Annotated in this window: 6 protein-coding genes; 1 reads left to right on the plus strand and 5 read right to left on the minus strand. The window is 65.7% G+C overall.

The window, feature by feature from the left end; all coding sequences use genetic code 11:
- Position 1 precedes the first annotated feature (1 nt).
- From ACILRJ_RS07695 to ACILRJ_RS07705, 3 genes are all read right to left on the minus strand, one after another.
- Entirely contained in the window at positions 2-2,341 is a 2,340-nt protein-coding gene (locus ACILRJ_RS07695; RefSeq protein WP_395682004.1) for a choice-of-anchor Q domain-containing protein, read from the minus strand.
- Positions 2,342-3,342: 1,001 nt separating this feature from the next.
- Complete coding sequence (locus ACILRJ_RS07700; protein ID WP_395682006.1) at positions 3,343-3,735, minus strand: YybH family protein; 393 nt, start codon at positions 3,733-3,735, stop codon at positions 3,343-3,345.
- A gap of 149 nt (positions 3,736-3,884) precedes the next feature.
- On the minus strand, positions 3,885-4,250 hold the full coding sequence (locus ACILRJ_RS07705) for a hypothetical protein (RefSeq protein WP_395682008.1): 366 nt from the start codon (positions 4,248-4,250) through the stop codon (positions 3,885-3,887).
- 146 nt (positions 4,251-4,396) lie between these two features.
- Here ACILRJ_RS07705 and ACILRJ_RS07710 point away from each other — a divergent pair, with 146 nt between their 5' ends.
- Entirely contained in the window at positions 4,397-5,479 is a 1,083-nt protein-coding gene (locus ACILRJ_RS07710) for an IS110 family transposase (RefSeq protein ID WP_395682010.1), read from the plus strand.
- Positions 5,480-7,170: 1,691 nt separating this feature from the next.
- On the opposite strand, the gene ACILRJ_RS07715 is transcribed toward ACILRJ_RS07710, so the two are convergent.
- Both ACILRJ_RS07715 and ACILRJ_RS07720 read right to left on the minus strand, forming a co-directional pair.
- Positions 7,171-7,788, minus strand: coding sequence for an alpha-ketoglutarate-dependent dioxygenase AlkB family protein (locus ACILRJ_RS07715; protein WP_395682012.1), 618 nt, complete (start codon positions 7,786-7,788; stop codon positions 7,171-7,173).
- A gap of 100 nt (positions 7,789-7,888) precedes the next feature.
- On the minus strand, positions 7,889-13,386 hold a 5,498-nt coding region (locus ACILRJ_RS07720), incomplete at its 5' end, for a hypothetical protein (protein ID WP_395682014.1).

Consider the following 13,386-nt stretch of genomic DNA (forward strand, 5'->3'; position numbering starts at 1 on the left):
GTCACTCCCCGAAATAGCCCACCGAAAAGTCATTCGCGAAGATGAGGTCCGATGACGCCTCCATCGCGCCGATCGTGCAATGCGCGTTCACCGGCCGCGCGTTGCCGAGCTGATCGAGCTGCTCGAGCAGGCCGAGGCCGTGCGCGCAGCGATCGGCGGGAACCGCGCCGCGTGCCGGGCTGAATTTCCCCGGCGCCGCGAACGGCATCTCCGCGCCACCAAGCAGGCTCACCTGCGACAGTTGCGGATCGACGCCGATCTGGTTGCCTTCGAGATCGCCGGTCATCAGGCACGATCCGTCGCCCGCATCGCCGACCAGGTTGTAGCCGGCCGAGATCGCGCCCTCGTGGATCGCTTCGCAATCGGGCGAGTCGAAGTTCTCGCCGTCGTGATTGCCGGCGACAAGCAACCCGGTGATGATTTCGCCGCCGTCGAGCAGCATGCCCCCGGCTGCGCGACCGGCGCGATTGCCGGTGATCGTAAGATACGACAGCTCCATCAGGCCGGTCAGCGATGCCGAGAAACCACCGCCGCTGAAATCGGCCGTATTGTCGGCGATGATGCTGGTGCTGAGAGAGAGGTTGGTGGTCTGGCCGACTTCGATCCCGCCGCCGTACCTGGCTGCATGATTGCGGGTGAACGCACTGCGCGTGATGCGTGCCGGGCCCGAACCCGAACCCTGCAGGACGGCGAGGCCACCGCCGTAGTTGCCGCTGCTGTTGCTGTCGAACCATACGCGGTCGATCGTCAGCGAGCGCGGGAATTCGAAGCGCGCCCCGCCACCGTCCCAAACGCTGCTTTCCTCACCGGGATGGGTGGTGTCGCCGCCCTCGATGCGCATGCCGAACAGGCCGATCGACGCGATCGTGTTGCTCGGTCCTTCGTGATCGAACACGCGGTCCAGCCCATGGCCGCGGATGATCGTCTTGTCGGGACCCTGCCCGATCAGGATGCGGCCTTCGCCCTCGAGTGCGCGGATGTCGAGGTCACCGGTGGCAGCCAGATCCTCGTCGTCTCCCGGGATGTTCACGTCGAACATGCCGGCGGGCAAGGTGATCAGCACGGGGGTGTCCTGCGTCGCCGCTTCCATCAGCGCCGCACGCAAGCTGCAGCCGCCGAGCGTACTCTGGCAGACGCCGTTGCCGGGATTGGCGTCGACCGCATCGGCGGTCGAATCGACCGCAAACGTCGTGCGCCCTTCGAATGCGCCGCGATCGCATTGCAGGCGCTGCACGCCACGCTGGTCGATCGACGGACAATGGCCGAGGCTGCCGTCGTTCGGAACCGGCGCACCCGAATTCGTCGCCGGGCTGCCCGGCAACAGCACGTGCACCGGCAGCGAACCGCCCGCGTCGGCAAGCGTGCCGAACAGCGGGTCACCCGTGATGTCGCTCGCGCGCGGCGTCGCCACCGTGCAGTTCCTGCGCCCGTACAGGTTGTAGCCGTTGCTGACCACCGACATCGATGATCCGCAGTGCAGGTCCTGGCCGCTGTTCGGCGTGCGCGCCGCGTTGTCGGCGAAAATCGAGTTGTCGTAGGTGACGGCGCCATCGATCGCGTTGATTCCGCCGTACTGGTTGGCCGTGTTGTAGGCCACGGTGACGTTCTTCATCGTGACGTCGCCACTGGTCCACAGCGCACCGTCGCCGGCAGCAACGTTCTCGCTGAGCGTCACATTGGTCAGTGACAGCAGCGCGGTGTTGCCGAGGTGGCGGATCGCCGATGCCTCGCCTTCGAACGAGCGATTGCGCGTGAACGCGCTCTGCGTGATGGTGACGTTGCCGGCGAATGCCGGCATTGCGAGTGCGCCGCCGCGTGTGGCGGTGTTGTTGGTGAAGTGCACCTTGGTAATCAGGGTCTGGTGCGCGCAGGCGCGCAAGGCACCACCACCGGCGGCGTCATTGCCGGTGTCGCCGTCGCGAATGGTGAGGTTGAGCAGGATCACGTTCATGTCGGAACGGCAGGCGAGATCGAAGATCCGGTCCAACCCGCCGCCTTCAATGACTGCCTTGCGCGTCGTGGTGCCGGCGATCGCGATCGCACCGGTGGAATCGAGGTCGAAGTCGCCGGTCGCGTTGTCGTCCTCCAACCGCCCCGCCCGCGTGATCTCGTAGTGGCTGGGGTTGGTGTTGCCGCCGAGCGTGATGAGATCCGACGCCGAACCTGCCGGGCAACCACCGAATGCCGCATTCGTGTTCGCTGCCTGGATCGCCTCGCGCAGCGAACACTTGGTGGCGTCCTCGCCGAACTGGTCCAGCGTCGTCGTGACCGCGATCGTGGTCGCGCCCGCCGACGCACTCGCCAGCGACAGGATCAAGGCAGTTCGCAGCAGGAGTATCATGGCTGATTCCGTGGGGGCTGCCCTGTTCCACGGAAAGCGCTGGCGACAGGGGCCACCCTGTGGCGCGCGAAACGGTCAGTTCACGGCGCAACTCCGGCGGCGGCCGCTTGGCTAAAACGTCGGCGAGACACCGACCTTGACCGCAACGTACCCAGCGCGCTGCGAGCCTACCAGCCGATGTGCTCATTGGATGCTTCGACTCCATAGGGCACGAGCGGAGTCGATGTCCAATCCGGTTTGCCGCGGTAGCGCGGATCGGATGGTGCGTGAACCTCTGACCAAATGAAGCGATCGCTGCCTGTTGCGGCAGCTCTCTTTACGGCCAAGTGGTCGCCCCACTGCCGTGCTTGCTCGGCAGAGGTGGCGAGGATACGAATGACAGCTACCCACTCGCGGTCTTCATCATCCGGTGAAGCACGCGAGTCCCGGAACCACGCCACGTATATCCAGGGCTGCTCCGTCATGGCAATCGGCGACGCCTAGCGCCGCGTAGAGCGGCCGCCAGGCGGCAGCGGTTGGGTCAGACGCGGTGTCAATACGACGATCGGCTTGAATACATGGTTAGGCGACACGAGCGACCCATTCGTCCAGTGGAGTGAACAAATAGTTGCCGACCGGCGCGCATGCAGGATCATGATGTGCGAGCGGATTCGGGCCGAGCCACTAACGACCACGGAGCCGTTCTCCAGCTTTCGCTCCCGAGTTACCCACGACAAGAACTGGGGATCGATGTCAAGGCTGTCATAGGTATCCCCGAGCATCACGATGCGCGCCTCGGCCGTCCCGCCAGGTATCGGCACCGAGACTACGTCTCCAAGCGCGGCTGTTGTCCCGTCGCGATACTGCATGACCGTGTGTTGCCCAACGCTCGAGGCAAGTGGCCGCTGCCACACGAAGCATCAGGTTACCGTGCGAATATCGCAGCAGTCCACTTGACCTGATAGTCGGGGGAATCCAAACCGAGCTGCGAAGGGGCTTCGGCTTGAATGAACTGTCGGGCATCAAGCCGGAGATGGCAGCAAATTGGCATCGCGAATCAACAGCCAAGCACCGTCGACCTGCTTACGAAACACGGACAGGGCAAAACCGGAACGAGCATTCTCCTGGCCAGCGCCAAGCGGAATGACGCGCACCTCGAGCCGAGTCAAGGCAAAGGCCAAATCGCCTGATACCTGAACCTCCTGGACGTCGCCGCTGGAGTCAATCCGATGTGTCTTGAGCAAAGTGCGAAGCCCCGCCGCGAAGGCGGCCCGGCCTCTCATGGGATCTCGCCCGGGTACGAGGAACTCAACGTCCTCTGACATGAGGGTCAGGACCGTATCCACGTCTCCCTCAGCAGTAGCGCTGTGCCACCGTTCGACAAGAGCTCGAATACTTCTTTCATCGGCGGTCACGGTGTTCTCCGATCTGATCCCCGATACCCGAATCCAGCGGCGTGCGCAGCACGTCCGCTGGAATGACCAGTTACAGCCTACGCCGCGGCCGTACGTGGAGCCATGACGGCGAGACTCACTAGCAGACCGGCGGTCAGCTTGACCGATAGTTAGGCGCCATGCCCGCAGGCCACCCAACCGTTGACCGCTTTTACGTACTTACTACTCGACCAGACGGGTTGGCCGTTTGCGACACCGTCGGCTATGACCTCTTGATAGACAGGTCTTGGTTGGCCACGAAAACGTATTCCGCAGTACAAGGATGCATGCTCGCGCCAGACTCTTGTCAGTTCAGGAACTTGAGCATCCGTGAGGCCGTAACGAGGACGGATCTCCAGCTCAAAGCCTGAACGATGACGGTCCGAAATGATCACCTCGTATTCGTGCCCGTCGCGATCAATATGCGGCGATGTCGCGCAACCACCCATAACTGCACTGCACACGACCGTAACGACCAACGCGATGCGCTCTTTCATGGGGCCTATCGCCGGAATTAAGCCGCGCCGCGAAGCGGCTTTTGCTTGAATGATCGAATGGACTCCCCTCGTGTCGCCACACGGCTTCGATGAGCCAGACTGAAGGGTTTAGCCTTCAGGACACGGGATCGCGAGAGGAGTCCGCCATGCATGCTACGCCCAAATCCGCCATCGCTTCCACCGTCGCCGTCGACCTCGCCAAGGATGTGTTCGAACTCGCGTTCGCCGATGCCGATGCGCGCATCCTCGAACGTCGACGCCTGAGTCGAAGCGCGTTTGCGAAGGTGTTCGACAACCGCTCCCCGTTGCGCATCGTGATGGAAGCCTGCGGCTCCGCGCACTACTGGGCGCGCCGCTTCACGCGGCTCGGACATACGGTCGAACTGCTGCCCGCGCATGACGTGCGTCCGTACGTCCGGCGCAACAAGACCGATCGCACCGACGCGGCCGGCCTGCTCGAAGCGGCACGCTGCGAATCGATTCGTCGCGTGCCGATCAAGACGCCCGAACAACAAGGCATCCAGGGCCTGCATCGCGTGCGCGAGTTCCACAAGGCGCAGCGCACCGCCGCGATCAACCTCACCCGCGGGCTGCTGCGCGAGTTCGGCGTAATGGTTCCGCCCGGTTCCGCGAAGGTGCGTCCTGCGGTGCTTGCGGCCCTTGAAGACGCCGACAACGAACTGCCGATGGCTCTGCGCGAGACGCTCAAGGCGATGCTGGAAACGATCAAGGTGGCCGAGCGCAACATGCTCGCCATTGAAGACCGCCTGCAGGCGCATGCCGAATGCGATCTGCGCAGCCAGCGTCTGCAGCGCGCCGGCGGCATCGGCCTGATCACCGCGACCGCGCTCAGCGCCTCGGTCGGCGACTTCGATCGCTTCCCTTCCGGGCGCCACTTCGCCAGCTCGCTCGGGCTGACGCCCCGTGAACACTCCAGCGGTAGCACGCGCCGACTCGGGCGCGTCACCAAGCGTGGCGACGTCTACCTGCGCATGCTGCTCATCCACGGCGCCCGCGCCGTGCTGCGCAGCGCGAAGGTCGCCGCAAGGAAACAGCAACCACTCGATCGCACCCGCGCCTGGGCGCTCGCCTTGTCCGAACGCATCGGCCACAACAAGGCCGCCGTCGCGCTCGCCAACAAACAGGCGCGGCGGCTGTGGGCTGCCGAACATCACCGCACGAGCTTTGATCCCAACCACGCCAGCGTGCGCGCCACGCCGACCCACTGAGTTCCCTTCCCCGCGTTGCACCGAGTGAAACGTCGATGGCAAACGAGTCGGTCCCCGGGACGACCAAGCCGATAACACTTCTGGCCCGCAATGGCCGATTGAACGTGTGGCTTCGTGCCGGCGGATTCCATCATGGCTCGAACGCTTTGCGTTCAACGGAAAGCCGGATACACGACTGCAACCGTACCGCTTGCCAAAGCTGCCTTCACTCGGTCACTTGCAAGCCTGTCAGAACTACAACGCATCCGAGCAGCAAGGCAAGGGCAGCGTAGAAGAATGCCATGCCGCGTCCCCTTGGGTGTGACCAATGCTCGCAAGCCCAGATGAGTGCGCGGAAGAAAAATGTCTTGTGACTGAAAAAATAGCTGGCTAGGAACATAGCACCCCAAGCCATGAGGTAAATGCCTAGCAAAACAGTATTGGCACCGGGAAGAAGGGGTCCAGTTTGAAACCCCGTAGCGAGGACCGAAACGAGTAAGCCGATTAACAAGGTGATTAGCAGGACGCCTAATGCGACGCCTGGCTCGTTTCTGGTCTGTACTGAATTCACGAAAATCTTCCTGAGCAGCCTAACGGTTGAGTTAAGCGGCGCGCGCGCCGGCGTACGCGCTTTGCACTTTGTCCCTCGCGCGTCCGCTCGAACGAAGTACTAGGCGGCGCCACTGCCCGCGAGAACAGCTCACCGAACGTGACTTCCATCGATAGGCCCTCTAAGCGGTGTTCACCATAGCGCGCAGCAAAGGAACGATTGAGAGTTTCAACCTCGAGGCCATCTGGCGCGGACGGGTCTGGGTTGCAGGCGCGATACAGCGAGAGCAATGTGTCGCTGGGCGCCAGCTTAGTTGCGTGCTTGCGATCGAAATCAAACGCATCGATCATGAGATGAAGGAATTCGCGAATTGGTTCATTCCCGAGGCCAGCAGTGCATGCCACCGCCTGTCTCACCGACCGCGCGTCTCCAGACGTGCCCTGTAAAGTAACCTCTGTCGCACAGGGCTCCAAAGAACTCCGACCCTCCTCGTGCTTGGGTTGGAATCGTGCGTACAACATCGGGCTCGCCCAATGAGATGTAGACATAGTCCGTGCCCCGCATACCTCCATCCTTGAAGCAGACGCGTCGAATGTTCTGCCACTCAAACGCCTGATTCCACGCCGGGTCGAGTTTCTCCAACACCTTCACGCGAATCTCTCGATCGTCAAACTCCACCGCCAACAGCTGATCTAGCGGCTTGCGACGCCGACTCGATATCCACTTCTTGAGCCGCTCGAGCATGACGGATGGGAATGCCAGCCAACTACATGTATACCCCGATATCGAGGCGATAACGCCTATCGTGCGCGTGCCCGGCGAGCGTGGTCAAGCCGAATTCCTGCGTCCAATCAATGCGTTCGCCGACAGCATGCGGTTATGGCGTGGTGAGTCCGCTGGATCGTGCCGGAGACGCTCGACGCGCATGAGGATTCGCACGGTCTTCGGATCTGAAGCGGTCCGCCGAGGCGTGTAGTTCGGTGCTTGCGTTTCGACTCCTCTCGCTGCCGCTCGCTGCGCTCAACGCGAACGGTTGGAGTGGTGCGCCCGCTCGCTGCGCTCGGGGCGAACGAATGGAAAGAGCCACGCGCACGACATGAGCGGATGCTTCGCGACGATCCTGATCCGCAGGCACTGGCCGGCCGGAGCGAGCGTCGCGACGTCAACGTGCAGGTGCTTGGATGCGGCGAAAGGTGAGGTTGATGCGCGGCGCGGTGACGCTGGCGCGTTTCGGCAATGCGTGCTGGTACAGGCGTTGCGTGTCGCCGGCCATCACGAGCACGCTGCCATGGGTGAGGTCGAGCGACATCGCGGCCTCGCGGGTTGCGCGTGAGCGCAGGCGGAACGTGCGCGTGGCGCCGAACGACAACGAGGCAATCAGCGGCGTCGCACCGAGCTCGGGTTCGTCGTCGCTGTGCCAGCCGACCGAATCCCGACCGTCGCGGTAGAGATTCGCGAGCACGCTGTTGAAGCGCACGCCGACGCGTGCGGCGAGATCATCGCGCAGCTGCGCGACCGTGGGTGTCCACGGCACCGGGTCGAAGCGCACGCGCGAATAGACGTAGCTCGCATCAGTGTCGCCGATCCAGCATGACAGGCGCGGTGCGTCGACCTCGCGCCCGAACAGCTTGAGGCGATGGCGTTGCCAGGGGATCTCGTCATGCAACGCGGCGAACAACGCGTCGGCCTGCGCGCGAGGATAGGCGTGCGCGTCATGGCGGAGATCGGCGCCAGCGAGTTCAAGCGGTTGGCGCGGGTACGGGGTTGGCGCGCTTGTCATCGTGACGCGTGGGCGATCGATTGATGCCCCATCATCGCACGCCCGCGACGAAACCATCCTTGACGCCATGCCGCGTCGTCGACGCGGCATGGCGTGGAACTCAACGGCGGCGTCGCGCGAGCGGCGCACCGACGAGCATCAGCGTGAAGGCCATCAGCAGCAGCATCCAGCGCGAGTCCACCGGCACCGTTCGGACCGGCGCGCCCGGGATGCCGGCGACGACGGTCGTGGCCGTGACCGAATTGTTGTTCGGCGTCGGGTCGGGCACGCTCGACGAGGCCACCGACGCGACGTTGGCGATCGTGCCGGTGAAGGTCGGAACCACCAGATACATCACGGTAACCGTCGTGCTGCCGCCATTCGGCAAAGGCGCGAGGGTGCACGGGAATCCGCCCGCGCACGGCGCGCTCGCCGAAATGAAGTTCAAACCGGCCGGCGTCGGATCGGTGAGGACCGCATCAGGCACCGCGTCGGGACCGTTGTTGGCAACGACGATCGTGTAGGTCACGGTGGTGCCGGCGGTCGCCGTTGCCGGGCCCGACTTGACGATCGACAGGTCGGCCGAGAGCGTCGGCACGATGACCGTCGTCGACACGCTGCTGACGTTGTCGCTGCCGTTCGGGTCGGGCGTGTCGCTGCCGACCGCCGCGTTGTTGACGATCGGGTTGGCACCGGCGTAACCGGCGGGCACCGTGTACGTGCTGGTGATCGTCGCAGTCGCGCCGTTGGCGAGGGCGCCGATCGAGCACGGGTACGCGCTCGCGCATGCACCGGCGTTGCCGACGAACACGAGGCCTGCCGGTGTGGGATCGGACACCACCACGTTCGCAGCCGGATCGGGACCGTTGTTGGTCACGACCAGCGTGTAGACGACATCGCCGCCGGCGGTGATGCTCGTGGGCCCGCTCTTGACGATCGACAGGTCCGCCGCGGTCACCGCCGGCACGATCGGTGTCGTCACCGTGCTGGTGTTGTCGCCGACGTTCGGGTCGGGCGTGTCGCTGCCGACCGTAGCGATGTTCTGCACCGAGCCGGTCACTGCCGCATCGACCGCATAGGTGACCGAGATGATCGTGCTTGCACCCGACGGGAAGTCGCCGATCGTGCACGGGAAGCCACCACCGCACGGCAGCGATGCCGACACGAAGGTGAGTCCGGCCGGCGTCGGATCCGTCAGCACGGTATTGAGCGCCGTGTCCGGACCGTTGTTGGTGACGGTGATCGTGTAGGTGATGTTCGCACCCGGCACCGCGGTCGCAGGACCCAGTTTCTCGACGGCGAGGTCCGCACTCGCGGCGGACACGGTGGTGTCGACGCTCGAGCTGTCGTTGGTGCCGACCGGATCGACGATGCCCGCGGGCGGCGCGATCGTCGCGGTATTGGTCAGCGTCGCAGGGCCGGTGGGCGCGGTGCCATTGATCGTGACCTGCACGCTGCCGCCGCTCGGCAGCGAACCGATCAGACCGCCGACCGTGTTGCCCGACACCGTCGGCTGCGTGACGCACGCCGCACCACCGGCTTCGCCACCGCAGCTTGCGCTGATGACGGTGATCGTTGCGGGCACCACGTCGGTGTACGCCGCACCATTGGCCGGACTCGGGCCATTGTTGGTGATCGTCAGCACGTACGCGATGGCGCCACCCGATGCGACCGCGGCCGGGCCGGTCTTCACGATCGCGAGGTCCGCGTTGCCGGGGCCGACGTTGGTGTTCGCCGAGCCCTGGTTGTTGGACGAATCGGGATCCGGCACTTCGCTGGCCGCGCTCGCGATGTTCACGATCGGATTCGCGCCGGCGTACGCCGCCGGCACGTTGTAGGTCGACGTGATGGTCACGCTCGCACCGCTCGCGATCGACGCGATCGTGCACGGGTAGGCGCCGGTGCATGCGCCGGCATTGCCGACGAAGACCAGCCCGGCCGGCGTCGCATCGCTGACGACGACGTTGGTCGCGGCGCTCGGGCCGTTGTTGCTGACGATGATCGAGTAGACGACATCGTTGCCGGGCGTGACGGTCGCGGGACCGCCCTTCGCGACCGCGAGATCGGCCAGCGGATTGCCGTTCAACGAGACGCTCGCGCTGTTGTTGGCGCTGTTCGGATCGGTCTGGTCGGATGCGCTGACCGCCGCGGTATTGGTCATGCCGCCCGCTGCGGTCACGTTCGCGACGATCGTCAGCGTTGCGGTCGAGCTCGAACCGCCCGCGGTCAGCGTGCCGACATTCCAGATGCCGGTCGTACCCGAGTAGCTGCCCTGCGAAGGCGTCGCCGACACCAGCGAGAGTCCAGCCGGCAACGCATCGGCCAGCGCGACGTTGGTCGCATCCGACGGACCGTTGTTGTGGATGGTCACGCTGAAGGTCACGTCGTCGCCGACGTTCGGGCTGGCGTTGTCGGCCGTCTTGGTCACGGCGAGATCGGCCTCCTGGCCATTGATCGTCGTGCCGGCCTGGTTGTTGGCACTGACCGGGTCGAACTGGTCCTCGCGGGTGATCGTCGCGACGTTCAAGATTGCACCCGGCTGGTTGACCGTCACGCTGAGCGTGAGCGTCGCACTGGCGCCGTTGGCGAGTGCACCGACAATCCACACGCCGCTGCCGGAATCGAACGATCCCTGCGATGGCGTCGCGGTGACGAGGGTCACGCCTGCCGGCAGGTTGTCGGTGATCTCGACGCCGGTCGCGTTGTCCGGTCCTTCGTTGCTGGCGAGGATCGTGTACGTGACGGTGTCGCCGACGTTCGGCGTGGCGTTGTCGACGGTCTTCGCAACCGCGATGTCGGCCGTCGCACCCGCGTTCACCGAGGCACCCGCGTTGTTGTTGCTGGTGACGGGATCGGGCTGGTCGGATCCGCTGACCGCGACCGTGTTGGTCAGGCCACCCGGCTGCTGGACGATCGCGACGATCGTCAGCGTCGCGGTGTCGCCGTTGGCGAGCGCACCCAGGGTCCACAAACCGCTGGCCGGAGCGTAGGTGCCCTGCGACGGCGTCGCCGAGACGAAACCGAGGCCGAACGGCAGGTTGTCGGTGATCGCCACGCCGCTCGCATCATTCGGGCCGAGGTTGCTGGCGGTGATCGTGAACGTCACCGCATCGCCGTTGTTCGCGCTGGGGTTGTCGACGGTCTTGGTCAACGCGATGTCCGCCGCGGCGCCGATCGTGGTGGTCGCGCTGGACGTGTTGTTGCCCGCGTCCGGATCGGGGACGCCCGCCGGCGAGGTGACACTGGCGGTGTTGGTCAGCGACTGGGCACCGAACGGCGCGAGTCCGCTGATCGTGATCGTGACCGATCCGCCTGCCGGCAAGGTCGGCACATCGCCCGACACCGCGTTGCCGACCACGGTCGGCGCCGCGCAGGCTGCGCCCCCGGTCGGCGTGCCGCAGGTCGCCGTGACCGAGGTGATTGCCGCCGGCACCGCATCCGCGTAGGTCGCACCATTCGCGGCGCTCGGGCCGGCATTGGCGATCAGCAACGTGTAGCTGATCGTCGCACCGGACGCGACCGTCGCCGGACCACTCTTGGTGATCGACAGGTCCGCCGACGCACCGACCGAGGTGGTCACGCTGTCGCTGTTGTTCGCGGGCACCGGATCGGTCACGCCGCTCGGTGCGTTCGCGCTCGCCGTGTTGGTCAGCGAGGTTGGATCCGCCGGCGCGGTACCACCGATCGTGAAGGTTACGCTGCCGTTCGCCGGCAGGGTCGTGATCGTGCTCGTGACCGCATTGCCCGCGACGTTCACCGCGCCGCAGCTCGCGCCGCCGGTCGGCGTGCCGCAGCTCGCCGTGACCGCGGTGATGCCGGCCGGAACCGGATCGGAGAACGCGGTGCCGTCGGCATTGCTCGGGCCGTGGTTGGTGACGGTCACGGTGTAGGTGACCGCCGCCGCTGCCGTCATGCTTGCCGGGCCGCTCTTCTGCACTTCGATGTCCGCCGTCGCCGACAGTGTGTCGGTGTCGGTCGCGCTGTTGTTGCCGGGCACCGGATCGGTCACGCCGGCCGGCGTCGCAACCGTCGCCGTGTTCGACAACGTGCCGCTTGCGCTCGTGCTGAGCGTGCCGCTGACGATGAACGTCACCGAGGCACCCGACGGCAGGTTCACGGTCGCGTTGATGTTGCCGCTGCCGCTCGCCGGGCACGTGCCGCCGCCCGCGCCGACGCACGTCCACGTCGCACCGGTGATCGTCGCCGGCAACGTGTCGGCGACGGTCGCACCCGTCGCATCGCTCGGACCGGCGTTGCTAACGGTGATCGTGTAGGTCACCGCATTGCCGGGCGTCGCCGATGCGACGCCGTCGGTCTTGGTGATCGACAGGTCCGCATTCGGCGTCAGCGTGTCCGTATCGGTCGCGCTGTTGTCGGCGGGCGTCGGATCCGTGACGCCGGCCGGTGCGGTCACCGTGGCCGTGTTCGACAACGTGCCGGTCGCGCTCGCGCTGATGGTGCCGCTCACGGTGAACGTCACGCTTCCACCCGACGGCAGGTTGACCGTCGCGTTGATGTTGCCGCTGCCGCTCGCGGGGCACGTGCCGCCGCCAGCGCCGATGCAGGTCCACGTCGCGCCGCTGATCGTCGCCGGCAACGTGTCGGCGACGGTCGCGCCGGTCGCATTGCTCGGGCCCGCGTTGCTCGCGGTGATCGTGTACGTGATCGCACTGCCCGGCGTTGCCGTGGTCGCACCGTCGGACTTCGTGATCAGCAGATCGGCACTCGGGCTCAGCGTGTCGGTATCGGTCGCGCTGTTGTTGCCCGGAACCGGATCCGTCACGCCGGCTGGCGCGGCAATCGTCGCCGTGTTCGACAAGGTCCCGGTTGCGCCCGCGCTGATCGTGCCCGTGACGACGAACGTCACCGAACCGCCCGATGGCAGGTTGACGGTCGCATTGATGTTGCCGTTGCCCGACGCCGGGCAGGTGCCGCCGCCCGTGCCCGTGCAGGTCCACGTCGCGCCGCTGATCGTCACCGGCAGCGTGTCCGCCACGGTCGCGCCGATCGCGTTGCTCGGGCCCGCGTTGCTCGCGGTGATCGTGTAGGTGATCGGTGCACCCGGCGTCGCGGTCGCGCTGCCGTCGGTCTTGGTGATCGACAGGTCCGCACTCGCGATCGGCGTGACCACCACGCTCGCGCTGTTGTTGCCCGGGTTCGGATCGGTCTGGTCGATCGCCGACAGGCTCGCCGTGTTCGTGAACCCGCTGTCGGTGTCCACGTCCGCCACGATCGTCAACGTCGCCGTCGCACCCGCGCCACTCGCCGCGAGGTTGCCCACCGTCCACGTGCCCGTGCCCGTGTTGTATGCCCCCTGGCTCGGCGTCGCCGATACGAAGCTCAAGCCCGCCGGCAGCACGTCGCTGAGCGCCACGCCCGTCGCCGCACTCGGTCCGTTGTTCGTCGCCGTGATCGTGAACGTCACCTGGTCGCCGCGGATCGGGTTCGCGTTGTCCACGCCCTTCAGCACCTGGATGTCCGCCGACTGGCCGTTCAGCGTCACGCCGCCCGTGTTGTTCGTCGTGTTCGGGTCGTGCTCGTCCGCATCCACCGTCGCCGTGTTCGTGATGTCGCCCGGCAGCGTCACCGTCGCCGTGATCTGCAAAGTCACGCTGTTGC

The organism is Dokdonella sp., from assembly GCF_044227025.1.
Lineage (GTDB): Bacteria > Pseudomonadota > Gammaproteobacteria > Xanthomonadales > Rhodanobacteraceae > Dokdonella_A.